The sequence below is a fragment of the Hungatella sp. SB206 genome (assembly GCF_051132295.1).
GTDB lineage: Bacteria > Bacillota > Clostridia > Lachnospirales > Lachnospiraceae > Hungatella > Hungatella effluvii.
In genome coordinates this window covers 6,185,769-6,203,781 of sequence record NZ_CP096603.1, presented here as the reverse complement: position 1 = coordinate 6,203,781, position 18,013 = coordinate 6,185,769, and the positions used below count along the sequence as shown (strand labels likewise).

At 51.5% G+C, this 18,013-nt stretch carries 20 protein-coding genes; 6 read left to right on the top strand and 14 right to left on the bottom strand.

Features of this window, described 5'->3' with window-relative positions; genetic code table 11:
* Window positions 1-54: 54 nt before the first annotated feature.
* The 6 genes from M1L66_RS27505 to M1L66_RS27480 form a co-directional block, all read right to left on the bottom strand.
* Window positions 55-750, bottom strand: a complete 696-nt coding sequence (locus M1L66_RS27505) for a PspA/IM30 family protein (protein WP_434688937.1) — start codon at window positions 748-750, stop codon at window positions 55-57.
* A 58-nt stretch (window positions 751-808) separates the two neighbouring features.
* The gene (locus tag M1L66_RS27500; protein WP_434688936.1) at window positions 809-2,554 is read right to left on the bottom strand and encodes an SPFH domain-containing protein; all 1,746 of its coding nucleotides are present in this window, start codon (window positions 2,552-2,554) and stop codon (window positions 809-811) included.
* Window positions 2,555-2,694: 140 nt separating this feature from the next.
* On the bottom strand, window positions 2,695-3,237 hold the full coding sequence (locus M1L66_RS27495; protein WP_187019929.1) for a hypothetical protein: 543 nt from the start codon (window positions 3,235-3,237) through the stop codon (window positions 2,695-2,697).
* A 300-nt stretch (window positions 3,238-3,537) separates the two neighbouring features.
* The gene (locus M1L66_RS27490; protein WP_002604573.1) at window positions 3,538-3,783 is read right to left on the bottom strand and encodes a spore coat protein; all 246 of its coding nucleotides are present in this window, start codon (window positions 3,781-3,783) and stop codon (window positions 3,538-3,540) included.
* Between the two features lie 12 nt (window positions 3,784-3,795).
* Entirely contained in the window at window positions 3,796-3,969 is a 174-nt protein-coding gene (locus M1L66_RS27485) for a hypothetical protein (RefSeq protein ID WP_002604572.1), read from the bottom strand.
* Window positions 3,970-4,004: 35 nt separating this feature from the next.
* Entirely contained in the window at window positions 4,005-5,354 is a 1,350-nt protein-coding gene (locus M1L66_RS27480; RefSeq protein ID WP_434688935.1) for an MATE family efflux transporter, read from the bottom strand.
* 156 nt (window positions 5,355-5,510) lie between these two features.
* Here M1L66_RS27480 and M1L66_RS27475 point away from each other — a divergent pair, with 156 nt between their 5' ends.
* On the top strand, window positions 5,511-6,581 hold the full coding sequence (locus M1L66_RS27475; protein WP_434688934.1) for a glycerol dehydrogenase: 1,071 nt from the start codon (window positions 5,511-5,513) through the stop codon (window positions 6,579-6,581).
* Between the two features lie 76 nt (window positions 6,582-6,657).
* Here M1L66_RS27475 and M1L66_RS27470 read toward each other — a convergent pair whose 3' ends face one another.
* From M1L66_RS27470 to M1L66_RS27445, 6 genes are all read right to left on the bottom strand, one after another.
* Window positions 6,658-8,064 carry an amidophosphoribosyltransferase gene (locus tag M1L66_RS27470; RefSeq protein WP_434688933.1) on the bottom strand — a complete coding sequence of 469 codons (1,407 nt, stop codon included), beginning with the start codon at window positions 8,062-8,064 and terminating at the stop codon, window positions 6,658-6,660.
* A 290-nt stretch (window positions 8,065-8,354) separates the two neighbouring features.
* Entirely contained in the window at window positions 8,355-10,100 is a 1,746-nt protein-coding gene (locus tag M1L66_RS27465) for an NADH-dependent [FeFe] hydrogenase, group A6 (RefSeq protein WP_434688932.1), read from the bottom strand.
* A gap of 17 nt (window positions 10,101-10,117) precedes the next feature.
* Window positions 10,118-11,905, bottom strand: a complete 1,788-nt coding sequence (gene nuoF, locus M1L66_RS27460) for an NADH-quinone oxidoreductase subunit NuoF (RefSeq protein WP_187019921.1) — start codon at window positions 11,903-11,905, stop codon at window positions 10,118-10,120.
* 12 nt (window positions 11,906-11,917) lie between these two features.
* Window positions 11,918-12,295: a (2Fe-2S) ferredoxin domain-containing protein gene (locus M1L66_RS27455; protein ID WP_002604566.1), complete on the bottom strand. Its 378-nt coding sequence runs from the start codon at window positions 12,293-12,295 to the stop codon at window positions 11,918-11,920.
* A 24-nt stretch (window positions 12,296-12,319) separates the two neighbouring features.
* The gene (locus tag M1L66_RS27450; protein WP_002604565.1) at window positions 12,320-12,877 is read right to left on the bottom strand and encodes a sensor histidine kinase; all 558 of its coding nucleotides are present in this window, start codon (window positions 12,875-12,877) and stop codon (window positions 12,320-12,322) included.
* Between the two features lie 10 nt (window positions 12,878-12,887).
* Window positions 12,888-13,382, bottom strand: a complete 495-nt coding sequence (locus M1L66_RS27445) for a complex I 24 kDa subunit family protein (protein ID WP_002604564.1) — start codon at window positions 13,380-13,382, stop codon at window positions 12,888-12,890.
* 386 nt (window positions 13,383-13,768) lie between these two features.
* Between M1L66_RS27445 and M1L66_RS27440 the strand changes: the two genes are divergently transcribed.
* From M1L66_RS27440 to M1L66_RS27420, 5 genes are read left to right on the top strand one after another with little or no spacing between them, the layout of a single operon-like run.
* Complete coding sequence (locus tag M1L66_RS27440; RefSeq protein ID WP_187019920.1) at window positions 13,769-14,116, top strand: DRTGG domain-containing protein; 348 nt, start codon at window positions 13,769-13,771, stop codon at window positions 14,114-14,116.
* Window positions 14,116-14,541, top strand: a complete 426-nt coding sequence (locus M1L66_RS27435) for an ATP-binding protein (RefSeq protein WP_187019918.1) — start codon at window positions 14,116-14,118, stop codon at window positions 14,539-14,541. Before M1L66_RS27440 ends, M1L66_RS27435 begins: the two co-directional genes overlap by 1 nt.
* Before the next feature lie 15 nt (window positions 14,542-14,556).
* Complete coding sequence (locus M1L66_RS27430) at window positions 14,557-15,957, top strand: [Fe-Fe] hydrogenase large subunit C-terminal domain-containing protein (RefSeq protein WP_187019917.1); 1,401 nt, start codon at window positions 14,557-14,559, stop codon at window positions 15,955-15,957.
* Window positions 15,958-15,976: 19 nt separating this feature from the next.
* Window positions 15,977-16,330: a hypothetical protein gene (locus M1L66_RS27425; RefSeq protein ID WP_025531293.1), complete on the top strand. Its 354-nt coding sequence runs from the start codon at window positions 15,977-15,979 to the stop codon at window positions 16,328-16,330.
* Window positions 16,317-17,042, top strand: a complete 726-nt coding sequence (locus M1L66_RS27420) for a PHP domain-containing protein (protein WP_187019915.1) — start codon at window positions 16,317-16,319, stop codon at window positions 17,040-17,042. Before M1L66_RS27425 ends, M1L66_RS27420 begins: the two co-directional genes overlap by 14 nt.
* A gap of 98 nt (window positions 17,043-17,140) precedes the next feature.
* On the opposite strand, the gene M1L66_RS27415 is transcribed toward M1L66_RS27420, so the two are convergent.
* Complete coding sequence (locus M1L66_RS27415; protein WP_187019913.1) at window positions 17,141-17,566, bottom strand: pyridoxamine 5'-phosphate oxidase family protein; 426 nt, start codon at window positions 17,564-17,566, stop codon at window positions 17,141-17,143.
* A 69-nt stretch (window positions 17,567-17,635) separates the two neighbouring features.
* On the bottom strand, window positions 17,636-17,992 hold the full coding sequence (locus tag M1L66_RS27410; RefSeq protein WP_187019912.1) for a winged helix-turn-helix transcriptional regulator: 357 nt from the start codon (window positions 17,990-17,992) through the stop codon (window positions 17,636-17,638).
* Window positions 17,993-18,013: the final 21 nt, after the last annotated feature.

Sequence of the window (18,013 nt, the reverse complement as noted above, 5' to 3'; positions counted from 1 at the left end):
TTCCGGTGCACATAGATGCATACCGAAACGGTGGGGGGTGACTACGATATTGTATTACAATTCATCTGTGAGATTAAGCGCCTTTTTCATCGCTTCCAGTTCCTCATCTACCCGCGATTTTGACTGGTCGCCGTATAGCGCATCCAGTTCCGCGGCCGTGCTGCCTCTTCCGGTCAGCTCTTCTTTGGCTTCCGCTTCGTGAAGCAGCCGGTTGGCCTTTTCTTCCATGCGGTCAAACTGACTCATTAATCCCGCAGCGGTGCTTACGGATTTCATCTGGACTTCTCCTGCCTGATTCTTTACCTTGGCTGTGCGCACCGTGTTTTTCATGGCTTCTGCGCGGGCCTTCGTCTTCTCTAAGCCTGCTGCCAGCTTCCGGTAGTCTTCCTCGGCCTTATCCGCCTGTACTTTGACGGTTACGTAACTCTGCATCAGAGTCGGCCTTAAGTCTTCCTGCTCCTGCTTTAATGTGATAGCCTGCCTGGCTTTCTCCTCATTGCCATCCCACAGGGCCCGCTCGGCGTAGGTGCCGTATTTCTTGATCTCCGCGTCGCAGGCATCCACCTTTGCCTTTGCTTCTCTGGCAGAAGCCATGACAGAGGCAGTGCTTCCTAAAAGATCCTTGATGGCGTCCTCGTACTTCCTTACCATCTGGTCGGCCATCTTCTCCGGATCCTCAGCTTTGCTTAAGAGTTCATCGATGTTTGCTGATACGATATCCTTAATTCTTCCAAATACATCTAATCCCATATATGCTCGCTCCTTTTTAACTCCGGCAGCTAAGGTCTGCGATTAAGGGCCTTTGAGCCTAATTCCGCTTATCCAGAACTGCTTCTACAATCTCCGCATTGGAAATCTCCTGTTCCATGCTGCGCTGGCCGTCTTCCTGGCCTCCGCCGTTAATATTAATATTCGTAGTGGTCTTGCCCAGCACATCCGCATCGATGATCTCCTTGAAATCGATGCCTGTGGTCTCCCTGACGGTCTCGATCGTCTTGGCAAGGACGGATCCTACATTGCTTGCCAGACTTCCAACGCCGCCTTCTCCGGTGCCGTTGCCGCTGTCGATCACGGTGATCTTCTCGATTCTGGAGAGCGGTTCTGCGATCTTGCCTGCCATCTCCGGAAGGATGCCTACGATCATCTCTGTTATGGCTGCCGTATTGTACTTATTGTAAGCCTCAGCCTTCTTTTCCATACCTTCGGCTTCCGCTAACAGGGCGGCCTTGATACCTTCTGCCTCAGCCAGCTTCTTCGCGCGGATACCTTCCGCCTCAGCCAGCTGCTTCGCACGGATACCTTCTGCCTCAGCCAGCTGTTTGGCTCTGGTGGCAGCGGCTTCCGCCTCTGCCTTCATGCGGATCGCAGCGGCCTCTGCCTCTGCTTTTTTCGTCTCGGCGATCGCGTTCGTCTCGGCGGTGGCAAGACCTCTCATTCTCGTTGCCTCGGCTTCCGCGTCGGCCTGTTTCTTAAGGGTCTGGGCGGAGGCGTCGGCTTCCGCTACTTTCTTATATTTTTCAGAATCGGCAATCTGAGCCTGTTTTTCTCTCTCAGCAATAGCCGGCTGTACAACCGTGGCCTGCAGGGAGGCTTTGGCGGTCTCTGCCTGGCGCTCCGCCAGCTCGCGGTTCTTTACTTCCTTGGAAATCTCTACCTGTACGGCGGCCTGCTCGATATCTTTCTGGCGCTCCTGGCGCAGAAGCTCTGCATCCATCTGTGTCTGAATGACATCCTTCTGGGTAATGTTCTTCTGGATGTCGTAAGCCACGTCGGCCTGGGCCTTCGAGGTCTGGATTTCCTTCTGGTAGGCCTGTTCCTTGATTAATTTTTCCTTGTTGGCGGCACTGATCTCCGCCTCGGTTGCCAGCTTCGCCTGCTCACCGTCTCTGCGGGCCTCGCTGACTTTAATCTGACGCTCGCGCTCTGCCTCAGCCTGCGCAATGTCTGCTTCTTTCTTCTTCTCGGCGATCTGCTTCACACCCAGGGATTTGATGTACCCGTTTTCGTCTGTCACATCCTTGATGGTGAAAGACATGATCTCGAGACCCATGGTGGACAGCTCGGTGGCCGCCGCTTCCTGTACGGAGTTGGCGAATTTCTCACGGTTGCTGTACAGTTCTTCTACAGAAAGTGTGGATACTACTTCACGCAGCTTGCCTTCCAGGATCTGCCGGGCAATCTCTTCCATGTTGAGCTTGACTTCCTTGATGTCCTTGCCGTTGAAACGCTCGATTGCCTTTAAGATGCTGGTGGTGTCGTTCTTAACCTTCAGTACGACGGTGCTGACTACATTGATCGGTACTTTCTGGGAGGACATACTGTCTTCCGTCGTAATCTCCAGGCTGGAGGCGCTAAGCGATATGTAATCGATTCGATTGATGACGGGAATCACGATACCGCCACCGCCGGTAATTACCTTTTTCTTGATGCCGGTTACGACGCCCGCCTTATCCTGTGGAACACGTTTCCACCAGGACATGATCACCATTATAATCAAAATGACTGCGGCCACAATAATGATGATTGGAATTAGCTTGTTGATTAGTTCGCTCATTTTCGTTCTCCTTTTCTCGCCTTTTCTTTTCCCGGTTACGCCCACGCGCAGTTATGAAACCGCGGACATGAGGTTACGGAAAGCGAAGTGATGTGATGGTAAAGTTTATGTATAAAGACCGGCGGAAATCACCTCAGCCTCTATTCATCATTCATACTGCCGTACCCGGCAAACTCGTCTTTGGGACGAACCACGGCGATCTCGCCGTCAAATTCAACCAGCTTTACCACGGTGTTCTGCTTTAAGACCTCCGATGCGTCCGTGCTCCGGCACACGAAGGTGGTGGCAATGCCCTTGATATTATCGAACTCTACTGTTCCCAGGCCGCCTGCCAAAACCGTATTGATGATCTTTCCATCACACAGATAAAGCTCCTCACGATTCATAGCCTCATTTTCCACCCGTTTTAACCTCCTTATGACCATCTGTACCGCCATCGCAGCCGCATAGCCGATTACGATGGCGGGAATCAGGCTGTTAAACAAAAGTCCCATGCCGCCGAATGTGATGAGCCCGGTACAGATACTCACTCCCGAGATCGGCAGGAAATTCAAGTCAATATCAAAATCAAAATTAAGAAATGCCTCCAGCGCTCCGGATACATTTTCCAGAAATTCACCCAGAACAGACAGCGAGAGCAGTAAAAAACCGATAACCATACAAATGATGTAGATATCCCTCATGGCGTCCCCCTCCGCGGCTGTTTTAAGGCTTTGCTTTTTCGGCTCAGTGCCTCTGTCAGCCAGCTCCTGTAACGATATCTATTATACCATTTTTCGGTAAAACATACTATCTATCAATTCATACAAATTTCTTAAATTAGTTGAACAAAAATGGTATTAATCCGTTGTAGAAAGAATTTAAAAAGCAGTATGAGAGAAGGTTTTTAGATAAAGGACTGTATAGAGAAATTAAATTTCAATAAAAAAGCATTGCCATGAGAATTGGGCTCATGGCAATGCTTCTTGCTGTGCTGGGATATCTTACATTCCGGCGAATTTGTTTTTCACTTTGGCAATCTTTTCCTGTGGTGCCTGCTCCATCGGATACCAGCCCTTAGCGGACATCTTCTTGTAAATATCATCCTGCATGCAGAGACTGTCGTTTAATGCACAGTCAAATGTCTGATGAACATTAGCTGTCGATGACTCAATCGTTCCGTGCAGGTATAAGTCACACACTCCCTTGGTGGTAAGGAGTAAGTTTTCCATAATACACTTGTCGTCCATGTTTGCGCCTCCTTACACTAAATTAATGAAATTATCAAAAATCTGCTGATGCTTCTGGGAAATCTGTTCCACACAGGTCTTTAATTCCTGATCCTGTAAATTCGTGATTGCTTCCTGACACTGTGTCTTCAAAAACTTCTCATGACCTAATGCGTCTTCAATATACGTTAATTCCTTTGGACTCATATTATCACCTCCACATTTAGTATGTGAGTTTCTGCTCAATCCATTCCGGCAATTGATTCCTTTTGCGAAGGTGGAATAATTTTCCTGTAAAAAATCATGGTGAGCACAGTGGCCGCCGTCCAGCCGAACGGCCATGCCATCCAGATGCCGGTGCTGCCAAAGTGAGGCGTCAGCAGGCAGGCGAACAGAATACGCAGGATCAGATCGGGGATGGTGGCAATGACAAAATATACCATGGCTCCGGAGCCGCGCAGAATACCGTCGGTCATCAGCTTGATCGAGATCATGAAATAGAGGGGCGCTACGATTTTTAAAAACATCACACCGGCGTTTATGGCCTCCTGACTGCCTGAATCCAGAAACAGCCCCATGATCTGTCTGCTGAACAGGAAATAGAGAGCCACAAAAGGCACGGAGGCGATCAGGGAGAGACGGACGCCTTCCCGGAAACCGGAACTGATCCGGCCGCCCTTGCCTGCGCCCAGATTCTGGGCCGTAAAGCCGGACAGACAGCTTCCCAGGGTCATGAAGGAGGTGATGGCAAAGGTATTCAGTTTGATGGCCGCGGAGTAGCCTGCAATGACGGCAGAGCCATAGTGGTTGACGATGACCTGGACGAATAGATTTCCCACGGAAAGCACGCTCTGCTGCATAATGCTGGGGACCGCGATTGCCGCGAACTGCTTAAAGAGTCCCCAATCAAACATGGCGGCTTTTTCGGTACCGGCCATATTTTTCAGGCGTGAACCGAGGGTCACCACTGCCAGAATACAGGAGACACCCTGAGCGAGAAACGTGGCCCAGGCGACACCGGCGACGCCCATGTGAAAGCCGGCGACGAACCAGATGTCGAGCACGATATTGCCCAGAGAGGAGCCGATTAAGAACCAAAGGGGCGTTTTTGAATCTCCAAATGCAGTGAAAATTCCGGTGCAGACATTATAAAGGATCAGGAACAACAGTCCGAAGGTGTAGATGCGCAGATACAGGGCGCCGTCGGAGAAGACGTTGTCAGGCGTCTTGATCCATCTCATCATGGGAGCGCAGAAGATGACCCCGTAGGCGGTCAGAAAGAGGCTTAGAGCGACGCAGGATATGAAGGCCGTATGGATGGCTGTCTTCATTCTGCGGAAGTCCCTGGCGCCGAAGAGGCGGGATACGACCACCGACGCGCCTAAATTGCTTCCGGTGGCGAAGGCCATGAAGATAACTGTGATCGGATAGGAGGCGCCGACGGCAGCCAGCGCGTCTTCACCAGCGAAGCGTCCGGCGATCATGCTGTCCGCGATATTGTAAAACTGCTGAAACATGACGCTTACCAGCATCGGCAGCAGGAAGCGCCACAGGGTTTTTCGTGGAAGTCCCACGGTTAAATCGGTTGTCATACGGTATCCTCCGGAAAAAATAGTCTAAAGAAGAGTATAGCAGGAGTAGGAAGGGAAGGCAATCGGGAAAATTGGTGATAATTTATATTGTGAAAAAATTATTAATCTTTTACAATGATGGATATAGGAACAAATTATAAGAATGGAGGCAGCCATATGAGACGTGTGATCGACGCCCCGTCCACCTACATACAGGGACCGGGAGAGATAAGGAAGCTGGCGGAGCATTACAGGAGCATTGGGGAGGGCGAAGTACTGCTGATTATGGACCGGTTTGTCCATGACGTTTACCGGGATGCGGCAGCGGAGAGCTTTGAGAAAGAGGAGATTTCCTGGAAGGAAGAGGTGTTCACCGGCGAGTGCTGTGAGCCGGAGATCACGAGACTGGCCGGGCTGGCGGAGAACTGCGGCGCCGTATTCGGGATCGGGGGCGGCAAGGTGCAGGATACGGCAAAGGCAGCAGGCCATTATTCCGGAAAGCCTGTGATTCTGGTGCCGACTGCGGTTTCCACAGATGCACCGTGCAGCAGAATCGCCGTTCTCTACCGGGAGGACGGTACCTTTGATCGTTATCTTTCGTTAAAGAGGAACCCTGATCTGATTATTCTGGACACGGAGATCATCGCCCACGCTCCGGTGCGGCTGTTTACGGCGGGAATGGGAGATGCCATTTCCACGTATTATGAGGCTTTTGCATGTCGGAGAAACGGTGGGGTGACGAGGGCCGGCGGCAGCGTGTCCATTGCGGCGGAGGCTTTGGCGAAGGCGTGTCTCGATACGGTCCTCACATACGGGGAACAGGCCAGAAAAGATGTGGAGAACCGGCTCTGTACGGAAGCTGTGGAAAATATTGTGGAAGCCAATACGTATTTAAGCGGAATCGGCTTCGAGAGCGGGGGACTGGCCTGCGCACATGCGCTTCACAACGGCCTGGCCCTTCTTCCGGAGCTGTCTTCCGTAATGCACGGAGAAAAGGTGGCGTTCTGTACACTGGTGCAGATGGTGCTGGAGGGCCGGCCGGAGGAGGAGATCAGTAAGCTTCGCGGCTTTTGCCGGAAGGTAGGGCTTCCGGTCTCGCTGGAAGACATGCATGCGGGAGAAATCCCGGAACACCGTCTGCTCGAGGCCGCGATCAGAAGCTGCTCACCGGAAGAGACGATGAGAAACATTGGCAGGGACGTGGAGCCGGAGGAAGTGGTGAGGGTGATGAAGCGTCTATCAAAATGATCCGTAGTTAAAACATTTTATATGAAATAGAAAAGAGGTCCCCTACAGCAAAACGTCAGGAGACCTCTACTTTCTGTTATTTTTTCCCGCTCCAGCAATAGGTACAGAGCTTGCAGGGAGAAATGCCGATGGAGGCCTGTAAATCATCCAGCCTGTGGTAATGGAGTGTGGTGAAATTTAGTTTCTTTCTGATTTCCTCCACCATCTCCTGATAGTTCCTGCTGTCGGGATCCGCGTAATCGGCCAGCACTTCGTCGGAGATGTTGTCCCCCTCACGGTCGCGGATGATTCTGCGGGTAATCAGATCCAGCTCCGAGTTGGAACGGGAGAAGTTTAAGTAAGGACAGCCAAACATGAGAGGCGGGCAGGCCGGCCGGATGTGGACCTCTTTCGCACCGCTCTGATATAAGAACTCCGTAGTCTCGCCCAGCTGTGTGCCGCGGACGATGGAATCGTCGATCAGCAGCATACTCTTGCCGCGGATCAGGGCATCTACAGGGATCAGCTTCATCTTTGCAATCAGATTCCGTTCTCCCTGATTCTGAGGCATGAAGGAACGGGGCCATGTGGGCGTATATTTGATAAAGGGTCTTGCAAACGGGATGCCGGATTCATTGGCATATCCGATGGCGTGAGCGATTCCGGAATCCGGAACACCGGCCACCATGTCTGCTTTTACATCATCCCGGCGGGCCAGAAGCTTTCCGCACTCATAGCGCATATTTTCGACGTTGATGCCTTCATAGGAGGAAGTCGGATAGCCGTAGTAAACCCATAAGAAGGAACAGATATTCATCTCCTCCCTGGCTGGTACCAGGCTTTCCATGCCTTCCGGCGTCAAAAAGACGATCTCTCCGGGACCCAGCTCATAGTAGTCAGAGTAGCCTAAATTAATGTAGGCAAAGCTTTCGAAAGAGGCACAGAATGCGTCTTCCTTTTTACCAATAACGATAGGGGTGCGTCCCATACGGTCTCTTGCCGCGTAGATTCCCTCCGGGGTCAGGATCAGTATGGTCATGGAGCCGTCGATCCGCTCCTGGGCGTACTGAAGGCCCTCTGTGATGCTGGCTTTCTGATTGATCAGGGCCGCCACCAGTTCTGTCGAATTGATCCTGCCGCCGCTCATCTCCATAAAATGAATATGGCCGTTCTCATAGGCCGACCGGATTAAATCGTCCTGATTATTGATTTTACCTACTGTGGTGATGGCGAAACTGCCGAGATGGGATTGAATTAAGAGCGGCTGCGGCTCATTGTCAGATATGCATCCGATTCCGGAAGTGCCTTCCAGCTCGTCCAAGTCCCCGTCAAATTTTGTACGGAAAGGAGTGTTTTCGATATTATGAATGGCACGGGAGAAGCCCCGTGGCCCGTATACAGCCATACCGCCGCGCTTGGTTCCCAGATGGGAGTGGTAATCCACTCCGAAAAATACATCGAGTGTACAACTCTTTTTAGATACGACACCAAATATTCCGCCCATAAAATTCCCTCTTCTATGTGATTAAGTCGTGTGATCGTGTGAAAATCAATCCGGACGGTCTGACAAATCAGCCGCCCGAGACAATTCTAACACATATGAGGAGATGGAAACAATGGATTTACCCATTAAATATTCTTATGAGGTTTTAGAAGTAGCGGTGGGGACGCCCCAGGACCTGCGGAGAGTCTGAGGGCGGCAAGGGCGCCAGATGTAATCTGATAAAAAAACAGACCGTCTCTTTGGCCTTCTTTAGTTGGGCAAAGGGACGGTCTGGGTAAAGACACTATAAATTAAACTTCATTGATTTTCCGCTTTACATAAGTCGTGTGAAGCAGGTGGTGCGCTTTTTCGCTGCCTGGTTTGCCGAGGTAGGTCTCGTAGAGTTCCTTGATTGCAGGATTCTCGTGGGACTTACGGATGGTTTTGGCTGCGTCTTCGTCGTATAATACTTTGGCGCGCAGGGCTCTGATGTCTACGGTGTTGCGGACGGAGCCTGGCTGCTGGGGCTGGCCGCCGCCGTTTACACAGCCGCCCGGACATCCCATGATCTCGATGAAGTGGTAGTCTGCCTCACCTGATTTTACTCTGTTTAAGAGCTCTCTGGCATTGCCGAGGCCGGAGGCGACAGCAACCTTCACATCCATGCCGGCTACGTTGTAGGTAGCTTCCTTGATGCCTTCGGTGCCGCGTACGTCGGTAAAGTCTAGCTTCTGTAATTCTTCACCGGTCAGGGTTTCGACAGCCGTTCTCAAGGCCGCTTCCATAACTCCGCCGGTTGCGCCGAAGATAACAGCAGCGCCGGTACCAAGGCCTAACGGAGCATCGAAATCTTCATCAGGAAGCTCGTTGAAGCGGATACCGAATTTCTTGATCATTCTGGCAAGCTCTCTCGTCGTCATGGAGTAGTCTACATCCGGGCAGCCGTTGGCATCCTGGTTGTCTCTGCCGATCTCGAACTTCTTCGCGGTACATGGCATAACGCTGACAGATACGATATCTTCCGGCTTTAAGCCCATCTTTTCCGCATAGTAGGATTTGGCGATAGCGCCGAACATCTGCTGCGGGGACTTGCAGGAAGATAAGTTCTCCGTCATATCCGGGAAATAGTGCTCGCAGTATTTGATCCATCCTGGTGAACAGGAGGTGATCATCGGCAGCGTGCCGCCGTTCTGAACTCTCTCAATAAATTCATGTGCTTCTTCCATAATCGTTAAGTCGGCGCTGAAGTTGGTATCGAATACTTTGTCGAAGCCGATTCTTCTTAACGCAGCAGCCATCTTGCCCTCTACGTTTGTTCCGATCGGATAGCCGAATTCCTCACCCAGTCCCGCACGAACTGCCGGAGCTGTCTGTACGATGACATGTTTGGAAGGATCTGCGATAGCGGCGGCTACGTCGTCGATGCAGGTCTTCTCATAGAGAGCGCCTGTCGGGCAGACTGCGATACACTGGCCGCAGGATACGCAGCTGGTCTCGCCCAGGCCCATATCGAATGCGGAACCGATGATGGTGGCGAAACCACGCTCATTGGCACCGATGACGCCGATTCCCTGTACCTTTTCACAGGTAGCAGAACAGCGGCGGCAGAGGATACATTTGCTGTTGTCACGGACCATGTGGGCCGCACTCTCATCGATACAGGACGGAGTCTTCTCTCCATCGTAGTAATCGCTGTCTTCCACGCCCAGCTCCTTACATAAGGTCTGCAGCTCGCAGTTTCCGCTGCGGACACAGGATAAACAGGAACGGTTGTGGTTGGATAAGATCAGCTGAAGCGTCTTTTTTCTGTATTCAACCAGGTCAGGCGTGTTGGTCCATACCTCAAGGCCCGGATTGATCGGGTAAACGCAGGCCGCAGCCAGCTTGCCGCCGTTAATCTTAACCGTACACATACGGCAGGCAGCAATTTCATTAAGATCTTTTAAATAACATAAAGTTGGTATCTCAACATGGGCGAGTCTTGCTGCTTCCAGAATGGTGGAGCCTTCTGGAGCGCTTACTTCCATGCCGTTGATTTTAATTGTAATATTCTCCATGATACGTTCTCCCTCCATTATTTCTTGTAGATAGCGCCAAACTTACACTTCTCCATACAAGCGCCGCACTTGATACACTTATCGCCATCGATAACATGCGGATTCTTGACGGAACCGGTAATTGCGTTGGCAGGACAGTTCCTTGCACAGAGCGTACAGCCCTTACACTTCTCAGGATCAATGTAGAAGTTAAGGAGTGCCTTACATACGCCTGCAGGACAGGTCTTATCTACAATATGGGCTACGTATTCATCGCGGAAGTACTGTAATGTGGAAAGTACCGGGTTCGGTGCTGTCTGCCCAAGTGCGCAGGCCGAGTTGGCCTTTATGTAGTAACATAATTCTTCCAGCTTGTCGAGGTCAGCCATGGTAGCCTGGCCCTTGGTGATCTTCTCTAAGATCTCCAGCATACGCTTCGTACCGATCCGGCACGGGGTACACTTACCGCAGGACTCCTCAACCGTGAACTCCAAGAAGAACTTGGCGATGTCGACCATACAGTCGTCTTCGTCCATAACGATCAGACCGCCGGAACCCATCATGGAGCCGATAGCAACCAGGTTGTCATAGTCGATCGGAATATCAAAATGCTCTGCCGGGATACATCCGCCGGATGGTCCGCCGGTCTGAGCCGCTTTAAACTTTTTGCCGCCCGGGATTCCGCCGCCGATCTCTTCGATGATCTCGCGCAGTGTGGTTCCCATCGGAACTTCTACAAGGCCGGTATTATGGATCTTGCCGCCGAGTGCGAATACTTTCGTTCCCTTGGACTTCTCGGTTCCCATGGAGGAGAACCACTCCGGTCCGTTTAAGATGATCTGAGGAATGTTCGCCCAGGTCTCTACGTTATTTAAAATGGTTGGCTTGCCAAACAGACCTTTCTGTGCCGGGAACGGAGGACGCGGGCGCGGTTCGCCCCGGTTGCCTTCGATGGATACCATAAGGGCAGTCTCCTCACCACAGACGAATGCACCTGCGCCGAGTCTTAAATCGATATTGAAGGAGAAGCCTGAGCCGAAGATATCGTCGCCCAGGAGTTCCATCTCTCTGGCCTGGTCAATGGCGATCTTCAGACGCTGTACGGCGATCGGGTACTCTGCACGAACGTAGATGTAACCCTGGGAAGCGCCGATGGCGTAGCCTGCGATGGTCATGGCCTCCAGTACTGCGTGAGGATCACCTTCCAGAACGGAACGGTCCATGAAAGCGCCGGGGTCGCCTTCGTCGGCGTTACAACAGACATACTTCTGGTCTGCATCGTTGCCCTTAGCCAGCTTCCACTTGAGTCCGGTTGGGAAACCAGCGCCGCCGCGGCCTCTCAAACCGCTGTCCAGCAGAACCTGGATTACGTCGTCCGGAGTCATCTCGGTTAAAACCTTACCGAGGGCCTGATATCCGCCGGTACCGATGTACTCTTCGATGACTTCCGGGTTGATGACACCACAGTTACGCAGTGCGATTCTGTGCTGCTTCTTATAGAAATCGGTATCTCCTAAGGACTTGACGCCGGATGGTGTAACCGTCTCATCATAGAGGAGTCTCTGTACAGGACGTCCTTTTAATAAGTGTTCTTCTACGATCTCAGGAATGTCCTCTTCCTTGACCATGGCATAGAAGGTTGCATCCGGGTAAACGATCATAATGGGGCCAAGGGCACAGAGTCCATGGCAGCCTGTCTGAACGACGGAAACTTCCTCATCCAGTCCCTGCTTCTTTAATTCTTCTCTTAATGATACCATAATCTGCTGGCTTCCGGAGGAAGTACATCCCGTTCCGCCGCAAACTAATACATGTGAACGATACATCTTGTTTCCTCCTTATTTAATGTCAGCTGAACCCAGCGTGTAATTTTCCAGAATATGACCGCCGATCAGATGCTCTTTGTATACTTCTTCCGCTTTCTCGGCATTCATCTTGATATAAGTTACTTTTTCTTTACCAGGCTCGAGAATCTCGACGATGGGCTCATACTGGCATAAGCCGATGCAGCCTGTCTGTGTAACGGAAAAACGGTCTGTCATGTTATTTTCCTGAACGAGTGTGGAAAGTTTATTAAGAACAGGTCTTGCGCCGCTGGCGATTCCGCAGGTTGCCATACCAACCAGTACACGGGTGCGTGCGTGGTCTTCTTCGCGCATGCTGACCTGACTCTGCATTTTCTCTCGGATTGCCTTTAATTCTTCAAGAGTCTTCATGTTATTCCTCCAATTCCGGCCGGTCTAAATGACCGCGCCACCATCTGTTTCAAGTTTGTTTTCTGCCAGATATTCCTTGATATAGGCGGATACCTCTGGAGTGTCAAAGGGGATATCCCCTAAAATCTCCCGAAACTCTCTGGTATCCAGTACAAATGACGCATCGTTATAGCGGTATGTATAGAGAAAATCCGTATCCGGATGGCATGTAATGAGCGTCTCTATCGTTCCGTTCATATCTCCAAGCGGCATCCGGTCAATATGGGAAAGACCGAAAACTGCGGTGACCGTGGTTCCCACACCGGGAGTTGAGTCGATGGTAAAGCTTCCGCCGGTGCTCTCTGCAGCATACTTAAAAAAGGGAATGCCAAGGCCTACCTTTCTCGTCTTTCTGGTCGTAAAAAATGGATCCGTCACATGAGCTGCCTGCTCCTCTGTCATGCCGCATCCATCATCCGCTATGGTGATAGTCAGCAGGTCAGAAGCAGTGTCAACGGCTGCGGTGATAGCGACAAGCGCTGCGCCCGCTCTCGTGGAATTTTCCGCTACATCCAATACATTTAAAGAAATTTCTGTCATCATGGGATTTTAACTATTCATATTTGGCAAGAATGCCAGGGACGTCATCGGGTGTCAGTCTGCCGTAAACTTCGCCGTTGATCATCATGACCGGAGCGAGTCCGCATGCGCCTACGCATCGGCAGGAGTCAAGGGAAAATTTACCGTCGGGAGTGCATTCTCCGTTGGTAATGCCAAGAAGTTCAACCAGCTTATTGTAAATCTCGCCGGAGCCCTTGACGTAACAGGCTGTACCAAGACAGACAGAAACCTGATATTTACCCTTTGGCTGGAGGGCAAACTGGGCATAGAAGGTAGCAACACCGTATATTTTCTCAAGCGGTATGCCCGTTTCATCAGATATCATGGTCTGTACTTCAATTGGAAGATAACCATAAATGTCCTGTGCCTTCTGCATGATCGGCATCAGGGCGCCTTTCGTGCCTTTAAGCTCGGAAATCACTTCTTTTAAAGCGGCTTCCTGCTCCTTTGTCCCGCTAAACAGGACACCTTGTTTTTTGCAAGCCATTTTATAACCTCCTTAAATTGTTGCTTATGCAATGTATCTAACATTCTACCATGATATTGAGAAAAAATCCATAGGTTCGGAGAGATTCGACAAAAAAATAACGATATATATAGGTAAAAATATACTGATTTCGCAATTGAATACATAGAAAAGTAGTAGGATATAGCAAAGGGCTGTAATCCGGCTCCTTTCTGCATCGGCAGGCAGGCCGCACACGGACCAGTTTTTTGTACAATTTTAACAGATAGAGGGCTGAAATATTCTATAAATAAAAGAAATTATATAAAAGGCTTTCCTTTCCTTCGAAAAATTACTATAATCTACTTATGAAATGAAAAGAATATCATAGCTGAAGTGATAAAACCATCAAAAAGGAGAGTGTATGTATGACTGCTAGAGATGTAAAGGATATTCTGGGCGCCAGGGTGCTGGTTGGTGAGGATCATTTGGAGGTGGAAGTGCGGAGTGCCTGCGGTTCCGACATGATGAGCGATGTGCTGGCATTTTCCAAGGATCATTCGGTGCTGCTTACCGGGCTCTGCAATCCGCAGGTGGTCCGTACCGCAGAGATGCTGGATATCGTCTGCCTTGTTTTTGTCAGAGGGAAAAAGCCCGATGATGCCATGCTGGAAATGGCGAGGGAGAGAAACTTAATTGTGATGGCCACCGGCCACCGGATGTTCTCGGCCTGTGGAATGCTTTATTCAGCGGGGCTTCATGGAGGTGCGATCTGATGGATAACGTTATCACTCTGAAGTATCACATATCGCCCGATGACTTCACCAGGGCGGGTGAGGCCAGCAGCGATGTGAAGGGTAAGCTAAAGCAGATGGGCGTGAGCCCTGATGCTGTGAGAAAGGTTGCTATTGCCATGTATGAAGGGGAGATCAACATGGTGATTCATGCAAAGGGAGGGGAGATTACGGTCAACATAACGCCGGAAGAGATCGAGATGATCCTGGCGGACGTGGGTCCCGGAATTCCTGATGTAGAGCTGGCCATGCAGGCCGGATATTCCACAGCTCCGGACGAAGTGCGCTCTTTGGGCTTCGGAGCAGGCATGGGCCTCCCCAATATGAAGAAGTATTCGGATGTGCTGGAGGTTGACACAACGCTGGGAGTGGGTACAACCGTCCGGATGGTGGTGAAGATAGTATAAGCTGGGGGTGAGAAGGTGGATAAATTTTATCATTCAGTCAGGCTGGATGCGGAACTGTGCATGGGATGCATTAACTGCATCAAACGGTGTCCGACCCAGGCGATCAGGGTGAGAAACGGGAAGGCGCAGATCAACAGCAAATTCTGCATTGACTGCGGCGAGTGCATCAGGGTATGCCCCCATCATGCGAAGCATGCGACGTATGACAAGCTGGATGTGCTGAAACAGTACGAGTACACGGTGGCGCTGCCGGCGCCGTCCTTATACAGCCAGTTTAACAATTTAGACGATGTGAATATCGTGTTGAATGCCCTGCTGATGATGGGCTTTCACGATGTCTTTGAGGTGAGCGCGGCTGCCGAGCTGGTCTCGGAGGCCACCAGAGAATACTTAAGTGAGAATCCCGACCGGCTTCCGGCCATCAGTACGGCATGTCCTTCGGTGGTACGGCTGATCCGGGTCCGGTTCCCGAACCTGATTCCGAATCTCCTCCCGCTTAATCCCCCTGTGGAGGTGGCGGCGATCCTGGCGGCAGAGAAGGCCATGAAGGAGACCGGACTTCCAAGAGAGAAGATCGGTATCATTTTCATATCCCCGTGTCCTTCCAAGGTGACGTATGTGAAGTCTCCTCTGGGGACGGACCACAGCGAGGTGGACCGGGTGCTGGCCATCAAGGAGGTATATCCGCAGCTGCTGTCCTGCATGAAGGCGGTGGGAGACGACCCGCCGGAGATCGGGACGTCCGGAAAGATCGGCATCAGCTGGGGACGGAGCGGCGGGGAGGCCAGCGGCCTCTTCACGGAAGAGTATCTGGCCGCCGACGGGATCGAGAATGTCATCCGGGTGCTGGAGGACATGGAGGATCAGAAGTTTACGAACTTGAAATTTGTGGAGTTAAACGCCTGCAATGGTGGATGCGTTGGAGGCGTGCTGACCGTGGAAAACCCATATGTGGCAGAAGTCAAGCTGAAAAGACTCCGGAAATACATGCCGGTGGCGAGAAGCCATATCGAGGGCAACGCCGAGGAACTGGTCAAATGGACGAAGGATGTCCAGTACGAGCCGGTATTTAACCTGGGAAACACCATGATGGAGAGCTTTGCGAGGCTGGGTCAGGCGGAGCGGCTGTGCAAGAAGCTCCCGGGCCTGGACTGCGGCTCCTGCGGGGCGCCTACGTGTAAGGCGCTGGCCGAGGATATCGTGCGCGGGGAGGCAGTGGAGTCCGACTGTGTATACTATCTGCGGGAGAATTTACATAAGCTGTCCGAGGAGGTATCCATCCTGGCGGATGACATTGCCGCGGGCAATGCGGAGGGCTATGAGATGCTGAAGGTGATGACGGAGTACATCCAGAGGATTTCGGACGAGATGTCGCTGCTTGACAGCCGGGATGAGAAGGAAAAAGACCAGGAATAGGGAAGGAGCAGAAAATAGAATGACGGTTCAGGAGTTGATAGACAGCGGTATCTTCGGTGTCGTGAATGCCGGAGAGGGGCTGGAACGGGAAATCACAAAACCGTTCTGCTGTGACTTACTCAGTATTGCCATGGGGCGCGCGCCATTTGGATGCGCGTGGGTGACGGTGATGGGCAATATGAATACACTGGCGGTTGCGTCTCTGGCGGACGCGGCCTGTGTGATCATGGCGGAAGGGGCCGTGCTCGACGATGCGGCCAGAAAGAAAGCGGTCGATCAGGAGATCACGGTACTGAAGACGGAAGAACCTATATTTGAGGCGGCCCTCGCCGTCTGGAATAAGCTTCAGGCCGGGGCGCATGAAGAGCCTTAGCTACGATCTGCATATCCATTCCTGTTTATCACCGTGCGGGGATGACGATATGACCCCGGGCAATATTGTCGGGATGGCGGCCATAAAGGGACTGGATGTGATCGCGGTAACGGATCATAATTCCTGTAAAAACTGTCCGGCTGTCCTGCATTTTGCCAAGGAATACGGCGTTCTGGCCATTCCCGGGATGGAGATTAATACCTCGGAGGAGGTTCACGCCGTCTGTCTCTTTCCAAACCTGGAGGCGGCCATGGCCTTTGATTCCTACGTTTATGACAGGCTTATTCCATTTCCAAACAATGAGGAAATATTTGGTAAGCAGCAGCTATATAATAAGGAAGACGAAGTGTGCGGAACCGTGGCAAATCTTCTTATTAACAGCGTGGATATTTCCTTTGACGGGCTGTGGGAGCTGGTGCGCTCCTACGACGGCGTGATGTTCCCGGCCCATATCGATAAGACTGCCAACAGCCTGATTGCCAACTTAGGCTTCGTACCTCCGGACAGCCAGTTTAAGACTGCGGAGGTGAAGGATTTGAAGAAGCTGCATGAGCTGAAACAGACCAATCCGTACCTGAATGGATGTCGGATCATCAGCAATTCCGACGCCCATTACCTGGAGGATATCCACGAGCCGGAGCTTACGATCGAGGCTGGGGAAAAGAGCATGCAGGGCATTGTAGACTGCCTGCTCCGGCCGTTGGGAGTGTGAGCAGCGGACTATAGAAACGACAGGAAAGAAGCGATCCGCGCAGCAATTGCACAGACCGCCTCTTTCCTGTTTTTTTGTTGAGACATTCCTTCTGCCGTTTACGCTTCCGGGATCTCGAAGCTCTCGGAATGAAAATTGGTGTAGTAACGTCCGCTTAAGGCGGTAAAACGGAGGACGCAGTAATCCGGGTCTGTGACTCCGCCTGGGTAATACATGGTGTCGCCTTCCTGCCAGATCATCTCCCTGCTCTCACTGTCCTCCAAAACCTCCATGGTTCCGGTCAGCATGGCGCCGCGGAAAAAGCGGCTGTCGCAGACGTAGACACACGCCTTCGGGTTTTCACGGAACTGCCCGACCCTCATGGAAGAGGTGTTTGTGGTGAAATAGATGGTTCTGATTCCATCTCGTTTCCGTGGCCGCAGCATGGCCTTGACATTGGGAAATCCATCTGCGGAGATGGAACCGATAAATGAGACACTCTGTTTGTCAAGCATATTTCCTACGGTATTCTGGGCGTCTTTCATATGTAAATCCTCCTTTTTTCTCATTATAGAACAGTGAGACGGGCGTGAACAGTACCCACTTTTTTGTAACTACAGCAGCCCTTTTTCTCTCAGAAAATCTTCCCGCCCATCTTCTGTCATCATGTCGATCCCAACGCTCTGCATGATGGTAACCGCTTCAAAGATCTTCCTGCCCCGGTCGGTTAAGTAGTATTCCACCTTCAGCGGATAGCCGTCGTAGGCAGTCTTGCCAACGAAGCCGTACTGGGCCAGCTCGCTTAACTGCTGGAGCAGCATCTTCTGGGAAATGCCGGCGATTTCTTTTTTGAGAGAGGAGAGGGAGCGGCCGCCCTTATTCAGCTGCCACAGGATGATGGGCTTCCATTTGCCCCTGATTGCATCGTGGGTAAGCTCCAGCGGGCAGGTGTATTCGTTTCTCTGCTTCATATCTGATACCTCCTGAACACG

Coding starts and splice junctions, on each gene's coding strand:
- M1L66_RS27445 (WP_002604564.1), bottom strand. CDS start 13,382: ATGGCTTGCAAAAAACAAGGTGTCCTGTTTAGCGGGACAAAGGAGCAG.
- M1L66_RS27420 (WP_187019915.1), top strand. CDS start 16,317: ATGAAGAGCCTTAGCTACGATCTGCATATCCATTCCTGTTTATCACCG.
- M1L66_RS27485 (WP_002604572.1), bottom strand. CDS start 3,969: ATGAGTCCAAAGGAATTAACGTATATTGAAGACGCATTAGGTCATGAG.
- M1L66_RS27470 (WP_434688933.1), bottom strand. CDS start 8,064: ATGGGCGGAATATTTGGTGTCGTATCTAAAAAGAGTTGTACACTCGAT.
- M1L66_RS27490 (WP_002604573.1), bottom strand. CDS start 3,783: ATGGACGACAAGTGTATTATGGAAAACTTACTCCTTACCACCAAGGGA.
- M1L66_RS27455 (WP_002604566.1), bottom strand. CDS start 12,295: ATGAAGACTCTTGAAGAATTAAAGGCAATCCGAGAGAAAATGCAGAGT.
- M1L66_RS27425 (WP_025531293.1), top strand. CDS start 15,977: ATGACGGTTCAGGAGTTGATAGACAGCGGTATCTTCGGTGTCGTGAAT.
- M1L66_RS27465 (WP_434688932.1), bottom strand. CDS start 10,100: ATGGAGAATATTACAATTAAAATCAACGGCATGGAAGTAAGCGCTCCA.
- M1L66_RS27440 (WP_187019920.1), top strand. CDS start 13,769: ATGACTGCTAGAGATGTAAAGGATATTCTGGGCGCCAGGGTGCTGGTT.
- nuoF (WP_187019921.1), bottom strand. CDS start 11,905: ATGTATCGTTCACATGTATTAGTTTGCGGCGGAACGGGATGTACTTCC.
- M1L66_RS27450 (WP_002604565.1), bottom strand. CDS start 12,877: ATGATGACAGAAATTTCTTTAAATGTATTGGATGTAGCGGAAAATTCC.
- M1L66_RS27415 (WP_187019913.1), bottom strand. CDS start 17,566: ATGAAAGACGCCCAGAATACCGTAGGAAATATGCTTGACAAACAGAGT.
- M1L66_RS27495 (WP_187019929.1), bottom strand. CDS start 3,237: ATGAGGGATATCTACATCATTTGTATGGTTATCGGTTTTTTACTGCTC.
- M1L66_RS27435 (WP_187019918.1), top strand. CDS start 14,116: ATGGATAACGTTATCACTCTGAAGTATCACATATCGCCCGATGACTTC.
- M1L66_RS27500 (WP_434688936.1), bottom strand. CDS start 2,554: ATGAGCGAACTAATCAACAAGCTAATTCCAATCATCATTATTGTGGCC.
- M1L66_RS27410 (WP_187019912.1), bottom strand. CDS start 17,992: ATGAAGCAGAGAAACGAATACACCTGCCCGCTGGAGCTTACCCACGAT.
- M1L66_RS27475 (WP_434688934.1), top strand. CDS start 5,511: ATGAGACGTGTGATCGACGCCCCGTCCACCTACATACAGGGACCGGGA.
- M1L66_RS27505 (WP_434688937.1), bottom strand. CDS start 750: ATGGGATTAGATGTATTTGGAAGAATTAAGGATATCGTATCAGCAAAC.
- M1L66_RS27480 (WP_434688935.1), bottom strand. CDS start 5,354: ATGACAACCGATTTAACCGTGGGACTTCCACGAAAAACCCTGTGGCGC.